Source organism: Vibrio sp. QJM3NY_15, assembly GCF_057785995.1.
In genome coordinates this window covers 2,041,826-2,061,932 of record NZ_CM173517.1, presented here as the reverse complement: position 1 = coordinate 2,061,932, position 20,107 = coordinate 2,041,826, and the positions used below count along the sequence as shown (strand labels likewise).

Sequence of the window (20,107 nt, the reverse complement as noted above, 5' to 3'; positions counted from 1 at the left end):
ATCTTCACCATGCTGTATTACCGAGAGGAATCATGGACAGTCGTATCCAATTAAATATTATTAAATACGTATTTTCAGAGTTGTCATTTATTGCTGTTGCACTGGCGCTTGTCTATTGGCTCTCAGGCGGTGATCATTCGTTACTGCAAACTATTGGGTTGATATATTGCGTCGCGGCAGCAGCAAAAATCTTAACGTTATGGTGGCAATTCCGCGGTAGCTCATTTGAAATATCAGGCGGTCATCTACGTTTTAATGGTTTTGCTTGCGACATAGCTTTGAAAAGTAGTTTCTTACCTCGTCAAATCGGGTCAGTCGTGAAGCTTTCTTATACTGTAGATACTATGCAAAAACGTAATATTTACCTTCCAAAATGTGTATTGAGTCCTGAAAGTTGGACGTTAATTTTGAAACTACGAACATAGGAATTTGTTCCATGTTGATTCGGAATACCGCTATTCCCCATCTCTGATCTCAGTACCACAGGGGCGCAGTAGACCCTCGATAAGGGAGCCGATATTATTCTCTAGGCGTAAGCGTTAGAAAGAGCCTGAAGGAAGCCATGAAAATAACGACATTGGTAGATAATACCCGATTAGATGAAAGGCAAGATTTAGCCGTTGAGCGAGGGCTGTCACTTCATATTGAAACTGAGTGCTCAAAGATATTATTCGATATGGGAAGTGGCAGTACGTTTTGCCAAAATGCTGCTCTATTGGATGTTGATATTGAAGATGTCGATTTAGCCGTTATATCGCACAGACACCATGATCACTGCAATGGCACTGCCGCTTTTGTTGAACATAATTCCAAAGCGAGAGTGTATTTAAAAAACTGCGAAGAAAAGAGTTATTACTTTCGATCTTATGGGTTTAAAAGTGATGTTGGCATCAATGCAGAGCTCCTAAAAAATAATAATGATCGGTTAGTCTTCATCAATAAAACGACTGAAATTGCCCCAAATGTTTTTGCCGTCACAGATATCAACTCGAAGCATGTGAAGCCAAAGGGAAATCAATACCTTTATACAAAATCTCAAAGTGGATGGGAGCAAGATTCGTTCGATCACGAGTTGTTATTGGTAATCAAAGAGTGTGATGGTTTAGTTATCTTCACCGGTTGTGCGCACAGTGGCGTTCTCAACATGGTTGATACTGCGATGGATCTTTTCCCAGGAGAGAAGATTAAGGCGGTTGTTGGGGGCTTTCATCTCGTTGGGTTACCACTATTCAATAGTATTGGCGGAACCAAGCAAGGCATCAAAGATCTCGGCATTGAGCTATCACAATATCCGATTGATAAACTTTACACAGGGCACTGTACCGGCCAGAAGGCTTATGGTTTGTTGAAAGAAGTACTTGGAGACCGTCTGGAGGCAATGTCTACAGGTAAATGTATTGAGGTGTAGTTACATGGAATTAAAATGTCATTGTGGAAATGTTAACTTAACGTTGAGCTCAATACCTAAAGAGGTTGGCGAATGTAATTGTTCTATTTGTCGTCGTTATGCTGCTGCTTGGGCGTATTTTCCCCCGGAGCAGGTTCGAATTGATTCCAAAGACAAGACTGATTTCTATTGTTGGGGAGATAAGGAAGTTGAGTTTCATCGTTGTAACTTGTGTGGTTGTTTAACACACTACGTAACAACAGAAAAATGCTCAGAAGATATCGTGGCGGTGAATATGAGAATGGCTGAAAATGAATTGCTCTCTAGTATTCCTGTCCGAAAAATAAATGGCGCCTCGTATTAATTCATTTTGCTCGGTGTTGCACTCGGATTCCAAATGCGAGTCCTAAGTAGAGAAAAGGGATCGACAACTTAAAGGACATTACATGGAAATCAGAGTCGGGAGGTTATCTGATGTTGCAGGAATCACAGATATCTTCAATTTCTATATTCAACACACTAATGCTCGATTTGAAGAAGAGGAATTTACGTTGGAAAAACCGCCAACAGTGGTTCACTCAGTTTTCAAATAACAGCAAACATCAACTTTATGTCGCGATAGAAAATGGTGCGTTACTAGGTTTCGCGTGCTCTCAACAATACAGAGTGATGTCAGCATTTGAAGGGACTGTTGAAATCACCGTTTATCTGTCGGAAGAGGTAACAGGGAAAGGCTTAGGATCTCAGTTGTATTCTCAGTTGTTCTCATCCATTAGCACCCACGGTGTTCATAGAGCCTTGTCTGGAGTCGCGTTACCAAATGATGCTTCAATTGCGTTACACAAGAGTTTTGGTTTTCGAGAAGTCGGAGTATTCAATGAGTACGCAAAGAAAAACGGGCAGTACATCAGCTCAATGTGGTTAGAAAAGGTGTCCAACCGAGAGTCAGGTTGATAGCTAAGCTCTGAAAAATGATTCCTATTGCTTGGCACTTGCAGTCCTTAATGGTTTTACTGCAAAGGTGTTTTACGTGAGGTTCAGATTTGTGTTGGTTTACTAATGAATTGGGCGTTATATTGGTCTTAGGAACACTATTAAACAGGAAGTAATATGAACTTGGATAAAGCTAAAAAACGTATCGCTAAACAGGTCAAAAAAGGCTTCAACGGTTATCCTAAAATTACTCTAGCGTACTACGGCGCTACCAAAGAATGCGCGACTGAAGTGTCTGTTCAATTCGCGCTAGGCGAGGGCGATAGTGTCCAAGAAGAGCGTTTCTCATGTGAAACGGAAATCAGAGACAATGAGCTCATTCAAACAACCTTATTAAAAATAATCGAGAGAGCGAACGCTAACTCTGTGATCGAGATTGAAGGCGTCGCCGTTCTTTAGTTTTTGTTTAGCAGCGCTGGCTGATGATGTGAATGTTTTAAACTAGGCGGCAGTGCTGCCTAGATCTTAATGTAATCCCCGTTAAGCTGTTTCTCTTTATCTCCGAGTTTGTGAAATCCTAGCTAACGCATTTTTGCCCCAAAACTTGTTAGATCAAATGCTCTAAAAATTTTAGGGGCGTGCGTCTTCCTCTATTTGAACTTTTTTCATTAAGAAAAACTCTTTTCTTGGAGTCATCTTTCAGGTGGGTCGTTGAGTGTATGAGACGTTCAACCATTTCAAAGAGACTCGTTTAGAAAAAGTTAACAACTAAAGCAAGGGAATCAACAAACATCTTTGTGCAAGTTTGAGATAAAATTGCTCCCCTTTGCCTCTATTTCTTATTGTTTTTTCAAAGTTGATTCAAATTGGTCATATGTAAATTCCGCGTACCAATCCAAATAGGAAGGTGCCCCAAAAGTGTGGCTATCATTATGGATGTAGGATTTAACGACTTCATTTTTATTGTAGGGAACCCAAATGCCACAGTCCCACCCATGCATGTATCCGACCATTTTTCTCTTGTTTTCTAAACCGATGCAGGAATTTACACTTTGATAAAAAATACCTTGAGAATCTTGCCCCTCTGAAACATATACTCCGGAGGAGACACCCTCAACCCAAGATGTTGGAAATAAGTCTTGAATACCCAAAACGGCGTGAGTCCTAATTCTTGTTAGGTCTCTCTCAAGCACTAAATATTCACCTTGATTAACCAAGTCTAACTCTTGCATATTTACACAGCCAACTAAGCAAAAAGGTAAAAATATTAGGGATAATTTTGTTTTCATCATTAGTATATTAATATATAAAAATAGCATTGTAATTTATATTTAGACTAAAAAACAATAACCACTCAACAAATCCAAGGATATATTCTAAATTGAATAAACAGCCAATAAAGTGAAAATTATCTGCCCCGAAACTTCTCTGCGTGATCTGAGCTGTACCTGCAAAATTAGACATTTCATAAAGTGACTTTCCATTCCCAAAAATTATCAGCATTTGCCTAATTTAAGTGACTGCCCTAAGAAGGGTTTGTCCAGAGGCGTGTCAGCATGATCGTCGCTGGCACGTTTGTGCCCCGAAGTTTGTTAACGCATTTACTTAGTGGCAGACGCGCCACTGAAGTCACCGTGCTTTTCCTCATGACTGACTTCGAAGAATCAATGCTCACTTACTCCCAAATTCTTGCAAAAAGTGAGTTTCTCGGCAGACATTAATCAATGCGTTTTTATGCGTATTTTTAGCGTCGCTGATTAGGCTGTAATGTTAGTTCTGGCTTTTACTTGGTGAGAAACGCTTCCGTATCCATACTTCCTGAGCGGAAAATAATGCAAAGCAGACCATAAAAGCGGGCCATACTTGAAAAACGATGGATGTCGTGGTGGCAAAGAATAGAAAAGTATCAATATTAATTAGATAGTCATGTTCTTTCTGCTCAATGCTCTCTGACCGATAGAATTGCTTTATCTCCGCTATTGCTTTTTTGTTTAAGAAGGATGCTATAAAAGCTCGCCTTATCAGGTACCAAACCATCAGAAAAAATACAGCACTTGGAGCAATAAAGTTTTTTCCATGCTCTCGGCCAAAGTCATATGGCCATGCATCAACAATGACATCATAGTCAACAACATTGAGTAATAGAGCGAAAAACAAAGCAGCTAATATGTAACTAACTAACCAGTATAGTGCACTAAGGGCCTTTGTATATGAATTCTCCTGAGGAAAATCTCTCTCAATTTTTAACCTACTAAAATTGAAGTAGTATGTAAGTAACTTAATTTTCGTTAGCATTTAAGTATTCGCTATTTATTTAAATATCCTTTTAGGTGGCATTGGTTTGATATCTTTCTGAGTACCAATCCCACCACAAAACTCTGTTGACCTGCCAAACCTTTACAGTCTCGAACTGGGTTATCCCACTTTCCCGGTTATGACCTAAACCTATCTCCTTGAATTTAGACATAAAAGCAGACCAGCATCAACATGTTTTATTAATTTTGTTCGGGCGCTAGATATATATAGGAAAGACCTCCTATTAACCCAATCGCGAATTATTCGTACTAGTAAAACTGTACTGTGGAGAGCAATCGTAATAACGCGCAACGGGCCAAAGCTTGACGAGTGAAATGGCCAGTACACATAGTTAGTCGTTATTAGTGCGTAATTTAAAAAGCGACAAAACTAACCGTGCTCGAAAATGTCCAAAAGCTTTCACGCCCGGCATCTCGCATAGAGGCGCCGTTCTTAACTTTGGGATACCAGAAGTTATCCGTGAATGACTAATCTAGCAAAGTCACTGACTCATTTTTGTCCAAAATCTTCTCAGGTTGAACTTTACTCGTTGCACTTGCTAACTCGAAATTGCCCCTATACAAGTTAGACATTGTTGTGGTTAACTTTCGTTTCTGTATGAAAGGGCTTACGTGTAGGGTAATGCAAAGCCTACCATTCAAGGGAATATTGTAGGTAATATGAAAAATATAGAATCCGTATGCTCATTTTTTGAAGGGCTAGGTATTACTCATCCTGAACGTTATTTTTCTACGTTTTCAACTTCATTAGTCGATGAATCTTGTGTATTGCTACGTCAAGGCGAAGCGCAGACCCATGCATTCTATTTGGTCTCTGGTATCTTGAAGGCCTGCCATTATTCCGATTCAGGAGTAGAGCGATGTAAGGAGTTTTATTTTCCACAAAGCCTTTGCATACTTTTTTCGAGTTGGATAGAGAATCGAGGGTCTAGCTATCAAATTGAATCATTAACTAAAGTAGAATTCATTAAAGTCCCAATGAGTATGCTTAATTCTCAAGAATGGGTTAACACAAAAATTCAGCTCCTAGAACAGCAACTGCTTTATAAAGAAAAAAAGGAAAGTTTTTTTCTGCTCAATACACACGAAGAAAGATATAAGCATCTAGTTAATGATTTTCCGCATTGGGTCAAACACTTAACAAGCGTTGATATCGCTAATTACATGGGGATAAGCCCTGTTAGTTTATCAAGAATAAAAAACCGCATTAACAATTGTTAATTAACACCATTGAATTTCAATAGAACATAGAACCACTATTCTTTACTTAGAGAGCTCTATTTTGTGGGTTTTATTTTCTCTTTTATCCGCTGTTTTTTTAACCATGAAGGATGTCTCATTAAAACAGTCGACATCTAGATTATCAGCAATACAATCTACAGCGGTAATGTTGCTCATTCTTTGTCCTATTTGTCTATCCTGCATATTCATTCTCGAAAAGGTGAGCTACGACGCTGATCTAGTGATAATGATGTTCTCGGCTGCCACGCTTGATGCTGCTGCTATGACATTTTATCTCTTAGCTTTGCGCAATGGATCCTTAGCCAAAGTCATTCCTCTTTTATGCTTTGTCCCTGTATTCCAGCTAGTTTTAAACTTTGTTTTTTACAATGAAGTCCCTTCCTTGTTTGGATTCATAGGAATAATTTCTGCGATCTTTTTTATATTTTATGGTGAGAGTTTAAACCTAATAAGCATAATAAAAGACAAAGCGGTAAACAGCATGATATGTGTCGTTCTGCTTTGGTCACTTAGCTCAATCATTCATAAAGATGGTTCTGGTCAGATTGGAGCTGTTAATTGGACGGCGCACATATGCTTAGTCATGTTCTTATATTATTTGCCTTTTCTGCTCAGAATACGGGCATCGACTATAAGTTTAAGTGACTTTACTTCTTTAATTGTCCCCGCTCTGGCTCACCTACTAACTTTACTGACATTTTATCAAGCTGCTTCGATAGGAAACGTTGCTTTTGTATCTTCGCTAAGACGATTCTCGACTGTGTTTTCAATTTTGATTGGTTGGTATAAGTACAATGAGACTGTAACAAAGAGACTCTGCATATCGATATTTGGGCTAATAGTGTCAGCCTTAACCATTACACTTTTCGGTTAATCGTATGACAACTATCGGGGAGTTGGTTCTAGCTTGCGGATATCGCCCCTCTATGATGTATCGTTAATGTTTGAAACGCCTAACTCACTTTTGTCCAGACATGAGTCAAAACTTACCTGTTGTTGGCTTCAAACATGTAGAATTATCAAGCTACATATTTGCTACACGAAATCTAGGTTTAAGGTTTTGTTCTTAAGTTATTGAAATAAAATATTTTATGTTAATCGTTTCTCGCTTTAATTAGGCGTGAATACTCAAATTCAACATTGGTCTCGGGAGTAATTGAACGTGATCTTTTCTAGTTCGTCTAAATCTTTAGTTCGCGGTTCAGAGTTATGCTCTGAATTGGCCGTTTTCCTCACTGAAAAAAAGAGTGACTTTGAAAGCAAGTTAATCCCTGACCTTTCTCACATAGATCATATGGCTCACAACGTGAACGGTATAAAGGTCCAAAGTGTGCGTTACATAGAAGGTATTCAGTATCAGCTTAATTATTCGTTTGATTGGGAAGTCTTCCGTGGATGCTCTGACATGAATGAATCGGGAATAGAACGCGGGAGAGTATCATTTACTCTCGATGAAAATGGCTTTCTGAAAATCGACTTCCCTAACTACGATGAGCGAGATACGAGCGATGAGTTTTAGTTTAAATAGGCAATTTAGGTTGATTCATAATGCATGGCACTTTAGGGTTGGGTTTCAGTGTTAGTGACGTACGATTAAGTGGCGACTTAATACTGATAGCCATTCATTCAAGCATTCGTGGTTAAGGGAATTATGGAAGAGTATTTAGAACTAGACATGCTTACTTTGGAGGCCATTTCTAAAGAGGCTGGGTTTCCAATCGAGAGAGAAGTTTACTTAGCGTCACGAGCTGAATCCATTGAGCAAGGGTTACTTTTCGAATATCGCAGGAAAGACCAATTAATAGGATACACAACGCTGCGTAACTTGGGTGATGGGCGATGGTTTGTGCCGATGTTTGTTGTTCATCCTAGTTACCGAAGCAAGGCCGCTTTTCTTGCGTTGTTCCGTTCAATTGCCGAGACACTCAAGAACAATCAAGCAAATGTTCTGGTCAGTAACGTGTTACGCATAAACGAATTGTCAGTACAGTTTCACAAGCATCTAGGCTTTGAGATTACTCGTGAGAATCATTTAGGTTATGAATTCACCTTGGATTTGACGCCTGACGTGAAAGACAAATGGTCGACTTTTTTGAGGGTTCGTAGGTAAATGTGGTAAGCATTTACGTGCGAGCTAGGACGTTAAGAAAGGTTAAAGTTGCAATCTATTTATCCGATGCAGTTTTTAATAAAACGCTAGTCTGCGTTGTGTTTAAGTATCGAAGTGTCAATGTTCAGGAGTTAGGTGAGTGAATACGTTTGTCTGTAAAGGTTTTATCTTTGATGTCGATGCGACTCTTGTTGATACGACACAGGTTATCAATAATATTTGGCGGAAATGGGCAACACAAAACGCCATTGAGTTCTCAAAAGTACTCCCCCATGTGCATGGCAGAAAAATCAGTGAAACACTTGCGCTAGTCGGCTCAAAATACTCAAACCCTGAAGAAGAAGCTGTTGTAAAAGAGATTGCAATGGAAGCTATGAATGCTGCGACCGAAATCGATGGTGCATTAGATTTTGTGTCAACCATACCTTTGCATTCATGGTCTATCGCAACCAGTGGACCCAGGAAAGTGGCGGAAACTAGTTTGCGTGCGTCTGGTTTTCAGATTCCCGCCAATATGATTTGCGCAGAAGACGTCACTAATGGGAAACCACATCCAGATCCATTTCTATTAGCGGCTCAAAACTTAGGTTTAGATGCGGGCAATTGTGTTGCGTTTGAAGACTCTCCAGCGGGGGTTAAGTCGGCTAAAGATGCAGGATGTTTTACGGTCGCCATTTTGACCAGTCATGAAAAAGAAGATTTATCATTAGCTGATCTCATTGTTGATGGTTTCTCTGATTTAACGCTTAAACAACGAAATAGCCAATACGAACTGTGTTGGTAGCGTTAAAGGTGGCTTAACTTAGAAGGTTACCACAAGGGCAATGTTCGCAAGGGGCAGGCTGAGCGAACTGATCGGATACTTTAAGTAAGGCTAGGAGCCCAAGTGTTTAATGTTCACTCTTAAGGAGCACACCAACATGAGCTATGGAAGAAAGCTTGAGAGGGCATTGCAACAACTCCAAGCCGCTAAGATTTCAAAATGGAACTACAACGCTCCTTTGCATCAATGGTTGCGTAAGGCTGGGATCAAGTTAAGACCACCTTACTATGTTCCATTTCTACGCAATGTAGTGGTGCGCTTTGTTGAGTTTTTCGCCTTTTTCCTTCCTTTAACATCGCTGCTAAGCATATCGAGAGAGGGAGTGACCTTTTCAAACTTATTGTATGAATCATTCATCGCTGGTGCCTTTTATGCTGTTTTTATGAGCGCATATTACCTTTGGACGTATCGGAAGTGTGAACTGACAAGTTGGGAAGAGTTGTAAGCGAAAAAGCTATTTATATGACGTGTGAGCTATTGGTGGACGCAGAAAATAACAGTCATGAAGCTGCTCTTTTTTTGTTTGCCAGTCTACATTTATACGATTATGTCTATGAGTCTGTTGATGAAATCTTGTTGTTTGACTCGATTCACTGCTATAGCTAAATGTACTTATTCGATTCAATGGAATGCTAAAAATGGGTGACGTATGGATCCGTTAACGCAGGGCGTGCTAGGCGCTTCGTTGTCACAATCGGTGAGCAAAAAGCAGCACTTGGTGGTTGCTGGAGTTTTGGGTTTACTCTCTGGATTAGCGCCAGATTTAGATGCGTTTATTCGATCGCAGAGTGATCCTTTGTTGGCTTTGGAGTTCCATCGACAATTTACTCATTCACTTCTGTTTATTCCCATTGGCAGCTTGATTTGCGCGTTGGTTTTACATCCATTGATCGCCAAAAGGCGTGGCCTCTCTTTTAAACAAAGTTGGCTGTATTGTGCGTTGGGTTATGGCACTCATGCTTTGTTGGATTCATGCACTACTTACGGCACTCAGTTGTTTTGGCCTCTCACCAACGAACGCTATGCTTGGAACACCATTTCGATTATCGACCCTGTCTATACACTGCCTATTTTAATCTTGCTTGTGTTTGCAACATGGAAACGAATCCCTTGGTTGGCTCGTGCCGCGTTTCTTTGGGCTTTGATTTATCCAACGCTTGGGATGATACAAAGGGATAGAGCAGAGGTTGTAGGATGGCAGCTAGCGCAAGAGCGACAACATACGCCTATCCGGTTAGAGGCTAAGCCGAGCTTTGCGAATATCCTAGTTTGGAAGGTGGTGTACGAAACAGAGAATCGATACTACGTAGATGCTGTGCGGGTCGGTACCTCTGTTAAGACATACCCTGGCGAATCAATCGCTAAACTCAACGTTAGCAGAGATTTTTCATGGCTCGATCCTGATTCTCAACAGGCAAAAGACATTGAACGTTTCCGCTGGTTCTCAAATGGCTATGTGGCACAAGATCCAATGGATGAAATGCGCATTATCGATGTCCGGTATTCGATCGTACCGAACCAATTGAGAGCACTTTGGAGCATTAAATTGGAGCCATTGGTGGATTCAGAAGCGCACGTAAGTTATGAAACACACAGAGATAATACACCAGAGTCCAGGCAGCTTTTCTTAGACATGCTGAAGGGTGATTGATACCGTTGGGTCTGGGGCGCACTAAAAGTGGCTTAATTGGACATCCGGTATAAAGGCGAATAATGGAAATAGTAAAGTATCATCGTGACTATTTACCTGCACTTAGGCAGTTATATTTAGATTCTCGATCTGCGACGTTTACGTGGCAAGATACCAACGTATTTGAACTGTCAGATTTTGAACGAGATACTGACGGTGAACAAATTTGGGTTGCTGTGGAAGGGAACGAAGTATTAGGGTTTGTTTCGATCTGGGAACCTGATGCTTTTATCCACCATCTTTTTGTTAGCCCTCATAGATTACGCCATGGAGCAGGTTTAAGACTATTGAATCTCAGTAAACAACATTACTCTACATTGAGCTTAAAATGCTTGGTTGCTAATGAAAACGCTACTGATTTCTACCATTCAAATGGTTTTGTGATTACTTCAACTTATGGTGACGAGCTAGATAGTTATCACCTAATGACGTTCTCTTCATAAGCTTCATTTTAGTTAAGAGCCATCCTATTCTCGTCGAACTGAGCACTTGTCTATCCGCGATTAGAAGCTCAATAGTAGCATTAGCCGATTACAAGGAAAGTATGAACATAGTAAATGAAATTGATTTAACAAAAGCACAGCAAAAAGCTATTGAAACCTTGAGAAATCAGTCCTTTCCTGATCACCAAGTGGAACGTTCGTATTTCAAACAACTCCCTCATATGCGAGCTTTACAGTACGAAGAAGATCAACTTATTGGTTATCTTGGGTTGGATTATCGCGTGATAAAAGTAGGCGGTATGACTTACAAAGTTTTGGGTGTCATTGATTTTTGTGTAGCCGAGCAACATCGAGGACAAAACATCGGGTCATCGATGTTATCTGAAGTCACATCATTTGCTGAAGATCGTGATGTGGATTTCATTGTACTTATCTCCGACTTAAAGGAATTTTATTCCTCTCGAGGGTATATCAACATTAACGGAACTCATTCTTGGTTGAGGCTTCATGAGCACACAAACTATGGTGTTGCTGTCGAGCATATAGATGAGTTCTATGTTAAGCCAATTAGTGGTAAGCAATGGGCGGAAGGCGACATCGATTGGTTAGGTTATATGTACTAGTCAGCAGTAGGGCGGTAAATTTTGATGGTTGATTCTCAACATTTGTTAGGATTAATCGTTAAGGTTAACCACTAGTCGATAATCGTTATAAGTTTCGAGGGAATTATGGAACAGGTCATCAAAGAAGCCATTGAATTACGTAAAGAAGCTAAGTATCACGAATCTCGCTCTTTACTAGAGACGTTGCTAACCAATAGTCATTATGCGGCGAAAGCTCATCTACAGATTGCGTGGTCATATGACAATGAAGGTAAAGAGCTTGAAGCTATCGATCATTACCTCTTGTCTTTGTCTGGCGAGTTGTCGGCGACAGAGCGCTTTGATGCTTTATTTGGTTTGGCTTCTACTTATCGAAGCTTGGGTCAATATCAAGAGGCTTTGAGTTATTTCGAGCAGACTCTGAGTGAGTATCCTGATTCAATAGAAGTTCAGCCTTTTTATGCTATGTGTTTGTACAATGTAGGGCGTCATAAGGAAGCGATGTCTATATTGCTCGACCTTTTGGTGTCGACAACAAATAGCGATGCCATTAAAGAGTATCAGCGAGCTATTTTACTCTATAGCGAAGACTTAGATAGAAAGTGGTAAGCGATATACACAGTAATACGTGCAAACCGAGGGAGAGGTTATGACAATGGCATCAGGCATCGCGTAGTTGTGCTGTCAACGAATTAGGTTGAGTAGGAACTATGGATAATTCCCACAAAATACGATTACACGATACTATTTCAGCAATAGCTCCATTGAGCGAAAACGATGTGGAATTGGCTGTTCAATACTTCACGACTCAGACATACCAACCGAAAGAGTACATATTTCATAGTGGTGATTTTGTATCAGATGTTCACTTTGTTCTCGATGGGATCGGCCGGTATTTTTACATCGATGAAGAGGGAAATGAACGTAATAAATCTCTGGTGAGAGCAGGTGGCGCGTTCACTAGTATGATCTCATTGATCGAATCGAGTCCTAGCCCGTTATTTACTCAAGCACTGACGGAATGTACAGTTGCTTCAATACGTTATGAAAATTTAGTTGAGCTATCGAGAAGTCACCGCAATTGGGGCGAGTTCCTGCGTAAATTATTCGAACGTCTTGTGCTCAAGAAAGAGAGAAGGGAAGCTGGCTTTCTCCTGTTGAGTGCCAAAGAACGCTACCAAGAATTCTTAACTGAATTTGGTGACGAAAGTAAGAAAATACCGCTTCGCCATGTGGCGATGTATATAGGGGTTACTGACGTGACTCTATCGAGAATTCGTCGGGAGATGGGCTTAACATAGGTTAAGGTGAAGGCAATTCGGTTTTTATATGCTTGATGACTCTTTTAACGGAGTATCGAAATGAAAAAACTATTACCTCCCATTCTCTTCCTGATTTTCGTCATTAGTATGAGCTTAATATGCTGGTGGCTTGGCTCTCCTCATCACATGCTTTATCCGTATAACCTAGCTGGACTGGTTGTCATTGGTGTTGGGCTTTTACTGGCGATGTCTGGCAAGCGACTATTCAAAAAACGAAACACAAACATCATGACGTTTGATGAGCCAACCCTATTGGTAACAGAAGGGGTCTATAAGTACACTCGAAACCCAATGTATTTGGGGTTTGTTATTTCATTGTTGGGTTTTGCAATACTGACCGGTGCCGCGAATTCCTCTTTTTTGCTTACGGCGATCTTTGTCCTTGTGACTGACCGATGGTACATAAAATTTGAAGAACAAATGATGCGCGATAAGTTTGGTCGAGACTACGAGGACTATTGCCGTAAAGTAAGACGGTGGATCTAAACAGCAATATACGGTATCTAAACAAAATATAGAGCGTCTAAGTTGATTCGTTATGCTCGGTATTTATCTTTGAGTTTACCTCTAACAAGTGATGTCGATTGCTTGTAACATATCAAGAACAACGGCTTTGGTTGAATGCCTCACTTTAGGGGCATTTTAGCGAGGTATCGTCTTTCACCATTTCGAGGTTTTTATGCTTGAATTTAAAACCGTGGGTCTTTTCGTTTTAACGGCAATAGCAGAGATAGTAGGTTGCTACTTACCGTATCTGTGGCTTAGGCAAGACAAGAGCATATTACTTTTAATCCCTGCTGCAATAAGTCTCGCTGCGTTTGCTTGGTTATTAACGCTTCACCCGACAGCAACAGGCCGTGTTTATGCCGCGTATGGCGGTGTGTACATTTCAGTTGCACTGGTATGGTTGTGGCTTGTTGATGGCGAAAAGCCGACGATGTGGGACTTGGTTGGTGGATCAATAGCACTCTTTGGTATGGCGATCATCATGTTTGCCCCCAAGCATGGCTAAAAAAACATGCTAAACCACTCTTAAATGTTGCAAGTATTGCTTCGCTTGAAATACGCAAAATTCATCACTATCTCGGAGAGAATATGGACGTTGATTGTAAAGTTGTAGCAAGTAAAGATAGCCTAAAGTACCGTGCAGTAAGGCTTGAAAGTTTGAAATTACACCCTGAGTGCTTTGGTTCAGGTTACGAAGCTCAATCGCAATTGCCGACTCTGTATTTTGAGGGGCTTATTGAAAGTGGCAATCAAGAAAGTGTGATGATTGGCGCTTTTGTCGGTGAGGATTTGGTTGGCTTATGCGGTTTAACACCAGTTGGTGGGAACGCTTTAGAGATCATTCAGATGTATGTCTCTGCAAAATTTAGAGGGCAAGCCATTGGGTCTAAGATGTTGGCTAAAGCTAATACAATTTTAGAGTCACGTTCTGAAAAAGAGTTGAGACTGGCTGTGTTTGCCAGCAATGTCGCCGCTATTAAGGTTTATCAAGACTTTGGCTTTGAAACTAAGACCACCGATGGAAATGAGTTGGTGATGACTTTCCAGCCATCAACCTAACGCATACAGCATGTATTATGCAGAATTCTAAGGTGTTCTATTTTGATGCTTCTTTCGCATCGAAAAGATTGCCTCTGACGAGAAACCAAGAGCTTCTAAGGATTAATGGTGACCTTGAAGGTCTAAACTATCGAATTGCTGATGCCATTTAACCAAATGGCGCCTTGAATATGATGTTAGAGATTTGATTGATAAACTGATATTGTGCAGTTCGTTTTATATCTTCGCTTGGTTTATATAAATGTTTGATAATAAATACATTAAGCACCCGCACAATTGCGAAAAGTGTCAACGTTTGACTCCGCATGTCCCTATCAAAAAATCTGAAGATTCAGCACTAGAGGTTAAGCAATCTAGCTTTCATATCTTATTCGAGTATTTAACGACTTTGTTGTTTAAAGGTGATTCTCATGCCGGATCATTCCACCTTGATCACGAAGAAGAATTTAAGTGTGAAAAGTGTGGTACGAGATCTTGGCATTGATGCTTACTAACAAGTTTGTCTGGTGTCTAGGAAGTACGACGGTGATTGGCCGTTTTAAAATGATGTATTCGAAGTAGTTCTGGAGTCGCCAATTTGTATTGTGATCCAGTCTGAAACTTATAAGTATTTGGTCATAAAATGAAAGCTATATCCCTACTATCAGCCTTGGTTCTATTAGCAGGCTGTTCTGATGCTGTTACAAATCAATACGCGACATACGCAGAAGCGCAACAGGATAGCTTGTTTGAAAGAGGGTGGTTGCCTGACATCTTGCCTGACATCTTGCCTGAATCGACGATTGATATTGAGGTGGTTAATAACCTCGACAATAACACCTCGCATGGTGGTTTTTTGATTGAGGAGTCAGGCCTTCAGGTTTTCTTGCAACAAGTGAAGCCGACTGACTCAGACAATCAGTATCGTTTTGTTGAAGGCGACCATGTTTGGACTTTCACTGTTAACACTGATGGTTTGGTGACTTATAAGTTGGGTGATTTATAGGCTGGATAGCTTTTAGGTTAGGTAATTTATAGGGTCGATGACTTATAGAATGGGTCGCTAACTAAGCCGGAAAAAATGGCTAGTGGAATACGACGGATTGTTAAAATGACTAAACATGCGTGATTAAATCACGATGTTTAGCCATTTTTTATTGCCTTAGATAAGGATCAATCGGGATTTCACCAATGAATTGGGATCCGACGAAAACCTATCGAATTAACAAGAGAGGAACGGAACTGTTCGACAGAACTTTGGTGGTATTACTTCCCACAAAAAACTGTCTCAGTTGAGAATGCCCGTAAGCGCCCATCACCATCATGCCAATCTCATGCTGTTGTTGGTAATCGATAAGTGCTTTATCGACCGCACCGGTTAGTGATGCTGCTGTTACTTTGATCCCTGATTCTTCGAGTTGGACTCTTGCCTTTTCGAACGCGGCGTCTTTACTTCCGCCATCATCAATCATCACCAAGTGGCAATCTAATCCTTTTAGCAAAGGGGTTTGAATCGCCTTGTCGATTAGCTTCTCGCTAATGGCGCTGCCATCAAATGCAATCAGGTATGAGTCTGGAAGCTTAAAGCCTTCACACACAACGAGTATATGAGCTTTAATCGAGCGAATGACGGTTTCAAGTTGCGAGCCGACTGAGTGAGAATCTCCTGATCTGCCGATAACCAACACACGTAACTTTTCTTCAAGATCCAAGAGTCCTTCTAATAAACTGCCGTGACGCTGCAATTTGCTCACGTCTTTCACACCTTGGCTTAACGCCCATTTTTGAGCTTCTTCCAATAACGTATTACCGTGTTTTAGCATGATTTTACTGCGCGCTTCGTCCAGTTCAGCCAGCTCTTCAAGCAACTCCTCTTGGCTCCCTAACCCTATTTGGCCAGAGAATTCACTCACCACGGGCTGAGTTGAATGATCCAAAGCGTGGAAGAGAACCAACGGAGCATCTACTTTGTTCGCAACCCAAGCACTGGCTTCGCAGGTGGAAGTTGTAGAGTTAGCGCCATCAATACAAGCGATTATGTTTTTCATGTGTTTTCCTTAATGTCCGGCTAATAACTTTTCAACTTCTTCGGGTTTATCGTGCACGCCAAATTTGTCGACAATGGTACGTGTAGCTTGGTTCATTCCTATCAAGTCCACATGTGTCCCTTCGCGGCGAAACTTAACCACCACTTTGTCTAATGCTGAAACGGAGGTGACGTCCCAGAAGTGTGCCGAAGATAAATCTATCGTCACAGATTCAATCACTTCTTTAAAATCAAACGACTCAATAAACTTATCGGATGAAACGAAAAAGACCTGTCCGATAACGGTATATCTACGGCTGTTTTGCTCCAGGCTGTCATTTTTGATGACCATCATTCGACTGATCTTGTTAGCGAAGAACAGTGAGGCAAGCAGCACGCCAACAAGTACGCCAACTGCTAAGTTGTGAGTAGCCACAACAATAATGACCGTAGCAAGCATCACAATGTTCGTCGATAAAGGGTGCTTCTTTAGATCGCGAATAGAGCCCCAAGAGAACGTTCCGATCGCGACCATGATCATCACAGCAACCAATGCTGCCATTGGGATTTGCTTTAGCCATGGGCCAAGAAAAACGACCATAATCAATAAGAATACACCAGCTGATAGCGTCGATAATCGGCCGCGACCACCCGATTTAATATTGATCATTGATTGCCCGATCATGGCACATCCAGCCATACCACCTAAGAAGCCAGTAAAGACGTTAGCAATGCCTTGTCCTTTACATTCTCGGTTCTTGTCGCTGCTGGTGTCGGTAAGGTCGTCAACGATCGTCGCTGTCATCATCGATTCCAATAAACCTACTACAGAAAGTCCAACGGCATAGGGGAAAATGATCGACAAGGTTTCTAAGTTGAGAGGTACATCAGGCCATAGGAAGATAGGCAAAGTGTCAGGTAAGTTCCCCATATCGCCTACGGTACGAATATCAATATCGAACCACATTACGATCGCAGTAAGGACGATGATACACACCAAAGGAGAAGGGGTTAATTTGCCAATAACAGGAAGGTAAGGGAACAGGTAAATGATCCCTAGGCCGCCAGCGGTCATCGCATACACATGCCAAGTTACGTTGGTGAGTTCGGGTAGTTGAGCAAGGAAAATTAAGATAGCGAGGGCATTTACAAAGCCAGTTACGACAGAACGCGAGACAAACCGCATGAGGCTACCAAGCTTCAAATATCCTGCCAATATTTGTAGAACACCGGTCAGCACGGTGACAGCCAATAAATATTCTAGGCCATGTTCTTTTACTAAGGTGACCATTAATAATGCCATGGCTCCAGTGGCGGCGGAAACCATCCCTGAGCGGCCTCCGGTAAAAGCAATTACAACAGAAATACTGAAAGAGGCATACAAGCCAACTTTAGGGTCAACGCCAGCGATGATAGAAAAGGCGATGGCTTCAGGAATTAAAGCAAGTGCAACAACGAGACCGGCAAGTAGGTCTCCACGGATGTTCGACATCCAATCAAGTTTGATATTTTTGTACATTGAATTCTCAATTTGGGCACGGCAAAACGCACCAGAAATAGATCTGGGGTACGGATGAGTGCTTCTTTGATAAAATTTTGGCGCGAAAAAGCAGCCTAAGATAGGCGGATAATTAACAAGCGCAAAGAGTGAGCAAGATACTAAAGGCTAGTACTAAGCTTCGGTTAGCAGTGAGAGCTATAGGGGGGATGGAGCGTTTAAGGCGGCGTAATTAACACAGGTATTAATATCCTCTCGTTGTATTTTAAAAATGGTCACTATACGCCGATGTATTTATTTAACAATCGCTGGTGGAATGAGTCCTGAGTACGTCAGTGTAAACTTAAATTCCATTTTTCGATGTCTTGGTTTTTCGTCTGATGGCCTATAAGAGCTCTTACTGTCAAAAGAATGGGCGTATATGGTTCAAGAGGAGACGAAGTGAGTAAATTTACATCTCCCACATAACGAACAAAAAAAGAGCAGCGAAAGCGCTGCTCTTTGAGGTGATTATAGGTAACGGCTTCTCAAGTGATCTTTAAAGTACTGTGCATTCAAGGTTTCACCCGTAGCGCCTTTCACCAAATCATCGGTGGTCAGCAGGCTGCCTTTACTCCAAATGTTTGATTCTAACCAAGTGAAGATAGGGGATAGATCACCGCTTTCAATTACTGAGTTCACATCGACCGTCTTCTTCATTGAAGCCATGAACTGTGCCGCGTACATCGCACCTAATGTGTACGATGGGAAGTAACCAAATGCGCCGTCTGTCCAATGGATATCTTGCATACAGCCATTAGTGAAATTACCTTGAGTGCTTAAACCCAAGTATGACTGCATTTTAGTGTTCCACAATTCTGGAACATCGGTGTGTTTGATGTTGCCGTTGATCAAGTCGCGTTCAATTTCGTAACGTAAGATAACGTGTGCAGGGTAGGTCAGTTCATCGGCATCGACACGGATGAAGTCTTTCTTCACTCGAGTGTAGATCTTCTGGAAGTTCTTTTGCTCAAACTCAGAACCAGAGAACTGCTGTCCCGCTAAGTTTGCTAAGTGCCCTATGAATGGGTCGCTGCGGCCAACTTGCATCTCGAAGAATAAAGACTGAGATTCGTGGATGCCCATCGAGCGAGCTTCTCCGGCGGGTTGGCCTGCTAGGTGTTTTGGTAAACCTTGCTCATAACGTGCGTGTCCTGTTTCATGGACGATGCCCATCAATGATTGCACGAATTCAGCTTCGTCGTAGCGAGTCGTGATACGCACGTCTGAAGGCACGCCACCACAAAATGGGTGAACACTTTCATCTAATCGTCCATGTTCAAAATCGAACTGAAGCAGCTTCATCACTTCTAAGCCAAGTGCTTTCTGTTTCTCAGTCGAGTAGATGCCTGATGGCGCGCTAAACTGCTCACTCGATTGCTTTTCGATGACTTCGTCAATCAAGCTTGGTAGCCATGTTTTGACGTCTGCAAACAAGATATCAAGTGAAGCAGAGCTCGTGCCGGGTTCATAGATATCAAGCATGGCATCATAAGGTGTTAGGTTCGCTGCGTTTGCGCGGATCTGCGCTTCTTCACGAGACAGCTCAACCACTTCACGCCAGTTCTTTTCGAAACCAACCCAGTCGTTGTTACCACGTTGGCTACGCCATGCATGTTCACACTTTGAGCCTGCTAGAGATTTAGCTTCAACCAGCTTTTCTGGGAGTAGGTTGGCTTGTTGCCATTGGCGTTTAATTTCACGCAGAGACGATTGCTGTTCGTTATTTAGCGCTTCGTTTTCAGCGTCTGAAATCCAATCGCCAAGCTGTGGTTGAGTCATTAAGCCGTGAATATGAACCGAAAGCTCGGCCATCGCTTCACTGCGAGCTTGATTGCCACCAGATGGCATCATTGAAGCTTGGTCCCAACCACAAATCGAGGCTAGGTGTTGAAAGCGTGAACATTTTTGAGAGTGTTCGACTAGTTTTTTGAATGCGCTCATTTGACTACTCTTAATTTGGTTTCTTTAAATGATCCTTAACATCCTTTCGGTTAAGGTTCATCTCTCATGTACTTTGATTATGGCTCTGCTTTTTAATGCGCTGTACTTCGTAGTCGAAGATCTAGCGATAAAAGCAGGAGGCGGTACGATGCCTTGAATTTACTATTTCTTAACAAATTAAACTGTAC

General features: G+C 41.5%; 25 protein-coding genes and 1 pseudogene. 21 read left to right on the top strand and 5 right to left on the bottom strand.

The features are described 5' to 3' along the window. Positions 1-32: 32 nt before the first annotated feature. From AC3CKG_RS09345 to AC3CKG_RS09325, 5 genes and pseudogenes are all read left to right on the top strand, one after another. Entirely contained in the window at positions 33-425 is a 393-nt protein-coding gene (locus AC3CKG_RS09345) for a hypothetical protein (protein WP_488528235.1), read from the top strand. Positions 426-562: 137 nt separating this feature from the next. Next, on the top strand, positions 563-1,408 hold the full coding sequence (locus tag AC3CKG_RS09340) for an MBL fold metallo-hydrolase (RefSeq protein ID WP_488528234.1): 846 nt from the start codon (positions 563-565) through the stop codon (positions 1,406-1,408). A gap of 4 nt (positions 1,409-1,412) precedes the next feature. Beyond that, positions 1,413-1,751 (top strand): GFA family protein, encoded by a 339-nt coding sequence (locus AC3CKG_RS09335; RefSeq protein ID WP_102326569.1) that lies wholly within the window; start codon positions 1,413-1,415, stop codon positions 1,749-1,751. A gap of 82 nt (positions 1,752-1,833) precedes the next feature. Continuing rightward, positions 1,834-2,341, top strand: a pseudogene (locus AC3CKG_RS09330) (GNAT family N-acetyltransferase). A 156-nt stretch (positions 2,342-2,497) separates the two neighbouring features. Then, entirely contained in the window at positions 2,498-2,779 is a 282-nt protein-coding gene (locus AC3CKG_RS09325) for a hypothetical protein (RefSeq protein ID WP_488528233.1), read from the top strand. Positions 2,780-3,159: 380 nt separating this feature from the next. Here AC3CKG_RS09325 and AC3CKG_RS09320 read toward each other — a convergent pair whose 3' ends face one another. Both AC3CKG_RS09320 and AC3CKG_RS09315 read right to left on the bottom strand, forming a co-directional pair. Further along, on the bottom strand, positions 3,160-3,552 hold the full coding sequence (locus AC3CKG_RS09320; protein ID WP_099165483.1) for a hypothetical protein: 393 nt from the start codon (positions 3,550-3,552) through the stop codon (positions 3,160-3,162). A gap of 538 nt (positions 3,553-4,090) precedes the next feature. Next, positions 4,091-4,615: a hypothetical protein gene (locus tag AC3CKG_RS09315; protein ID WP_488528232.1), complete on the bottom strand. Its 525-nt coding sequence runs from the start codon at positions 4,613-4,615 to the stop codon at positions 4,091-4,093. A gap of 680 nt (positions 4,616-5,295) precedes the next feature. Here AC3CKG_RS09315 and AC3CKG_RS09310 point away from each other — a divergent pair. From AC3CKG_RS09310 to AC3CKG_RS09235, 16 genes are all read left to right on the top strand, one after another. Beyond that, a complete protein-coding gene (locus tag AC3CKG_RS09310) occupies positions 5,296-5,856 on the top strand; it encodes a Crp/Fnr family transcriptional regulator (RefSeq protein ID WP_488528231.1) in 561 nt (186 codons plus the stop codon). Between the two features lie 103 nt (positions 5,857-5,959). Further along, positions 5,960-6,751, top strand: a complete 792-nt coding sequence (locus tag AC3CKG_RS09305; RefSeq protein WP_488529243.1) for an EamA family transporter — start codon at positions 5,960-5,962, stop codon at positions 6,749-6,751. A gap of 288 nt (positions 6,752-7,039) precedes the next feature. Beyond that, positions 7,040-7,396 carry a hypothetical protein gene (locus tag AC3CKG_RS09300; RefSeq protein WP_102361172.1) on the top strand — a complete coding sequence of 119 codons (357 nt, stop codon included), beginning with the start codon at positions 7,040-7,042 and terminating at the stop codon, positions 7,394-7,396. Between the two features lie 132 nt (positions 7,397-7,528). Beyond that, positions 7,529-7,987: a GNAT family N-acetyltransferase gene (locus tag AC3CKG_RS09295; RefSeq protein WP_488528230.1), complete on the top strand. Its 459-nt coding sequence runs from the start codon at positions 7,529-7,531 to the stop codon at positions 7,985-7,987. 139 nt (positions 7,988-8,126) lie between these two features. After that, positions 8,127-8,771 carry an HAD-IA family hydrolase gene (locus AC3CKG_RS09290; protein WP_099165489.1) on the top strand — a complete coding sequence of 215 codons (645 nt, stop codon included), beginning with the start codon at positions 8,127-8,129 and terminating at the stop codon, positions 8,769-8,771. A gap of 136 nt (positions 8,772-8,907) precedes the next feature. Next, on the top strand, positions 8,908-9,255 hold the full coding sequence (locus tag AC3CKG_RS09285; protein WP_099165490.1) for a DUF6404 family protein: 348 nt from the start codon (positions 8,908-8,910) through the stop codon (positions 9,253-9,255). Positions 9,256-9,459: 204 nt separating this feature from the next. Continuing rightward, positions 9,460-10,461 (top strand): metal-dependent hydrolase, encoded by a 1,002-nt coding sequence (locus tag AC3CKG_RS09280; RefSeq protein WP_488528229.1) that lies wholly within the window; start codon positions 9,460-9,462, stop codon positions 10,459-10,461. Positions 10,462-10,523: 62 nt separating this feature from the next. Next, complete coding sequence (locus AC3CKG_RS09275) at positions 10,524-10,943, top strand: GNAT family N-acetyltransferase (protein ID WP_488528228.1); 420 nt, start codon at positions 10,524-10,526, stop codon at positions 10,941-10,943. 101 nt (positions 10,944-11,044) lie between these two features. Next, on the top strand, positions 11,045-11,566 hold the full coding sequence (locus tag AC3CKG_RS09270) for a GNAT family N-acetyltransferase (protein WP_102543433.1): 522 nt from the start codon (positions 11,045-11,047) through the stop codon (positions 11,564-11,566). 105 nt (positions 11,567-11,671) lie between these two features. After that, positions 11,672-12,154, top strand: a complete 483-nt coding sequence (locus AC3CKG_RS09265; RefSeq protein ID WP_488528227.1) for a tetratricopeptide repeat protein — start codon at positions 11,672-11,674, stop codon at positions 12,152-12,154. A 101-nt stretch (positions 12,155-12,255) separates the two neighbouring features. Then, positions 12,256-12,846: a Crp/Fnr family transcriptional regulator gene (locus tag AC3CKG_RS09260; RefSeq protein WP_488528226.1), complete on the top strand. Its 591-nt coding sequence runs from the start codon at positions 12,256-12,258 to the stop codon at positions 12,844-12,846. A 60-nt stretch (positions 12,847-12,906) separates the two neighbouring features. Then, on the top strand, positions 12,907-13,353 hold the full coding sequence (locus AC3CKG_RS09255; protein WP_102291079.1) for a methyltransferase family protein: 447 nt from the start codon (positions 12,907-12,909) through the stop codon (positions 13,351-13,353). A gap of 193 nt (positions 13,354-13,546) precedes the next feature. Then, complete coding sequence (locus AC3CKG_RS09250; protein WP_017110832.1) at positions 13,547-13,879, top strand: YnfA family protein; 333 nt, start codon at positions 13,547-13,549, stop codon at positions 13,877-13,879. Next, positions 13,807-14,433, top strand: a complete 627-nt coding sequence (locus AC3CKG_RS09245; RefSeq protein ID WP_488528225.1) for a GNAT family N-acetyltransferase — start codon at positions 13,807-13,809, stop codon at positions 14,431-14,433. The genes AC3CKG_RS09250 and AC3CKG_RS09245 overlap by 73 nt, the downstream gene beginning before the upstream one ends. Before the next feature lie 241 nt (positions 14,434-14,674). After that, on the top strand, positions 14,675-14,917 hold the full coding sequence (locus AC3CKG_RS09240) for a hypothetical protein (RefSeq protein ID WP_017106583.1): 243 nt from the start codon (positions 14,675-14,677) through the stop codon (positions 14,915-14,917). 138 nt (positions 14,918-15,055) lie between these two features. Further along, positions 15,056-15,418 carry a YbbD-related protein gene (locus tag AC3CKG_RS09235; protein WP_488528224.1) on the top strand — a complete coding sequence of 121 codons (363 nt, stop codon included), beginning with the start codon at positions 15,056-15,058 and terminating at the stop codon, positions 15,416-15,418. A gap of 208 nt (positions 15,419-15,626) precedes the next feature. Here AC3CKG_RS09235 and AC3CKG_RS09230 read toward each other — a convergent pair whose 3' ends face one another. The 3 genes from AC3CKG_RS09230 to AC3CKG_RS09220 form a co-directional block, all read right to left on the bottom strand. Beyond that, positions 15,627-16,460, bottom strand: coding sequence for a universal stress protein (locus AC3CKG_RS09230; RefSeq protein WP_488528223.1), 834 nt, complete (start codon positions 16,458-16,460; stop codon positions 15,627-15,629). 9 nt (positions 16,461-16,469) lie between these two features. Beyond that, complete coding sequence (locus AC3CKG_RS09225; protein ID WP_488528222.1) at positions 16,470-17,957, bottom strand: SulP family inorganic anion transporter; 1,488 nt, start codon at positions 17,955-17,957, stop codon at positions 16,470-16,472. A gap of 489 nt (positions 17,958-18,446) precedes the next feature. Then, on the bottom strand, positions 18,447-19,919 hold the full coding sequence (locus tag AC3CKG_RS09220; RefSeq protein ID WP_488528221.1) for a carboxypeptidase M32: 1,473 nt from the start codon (positions 19,917-19,919) through the stop codon (positions 18,447-18,449). Positions 19,920-20,107: the final 188 nt, after the last annotated feature.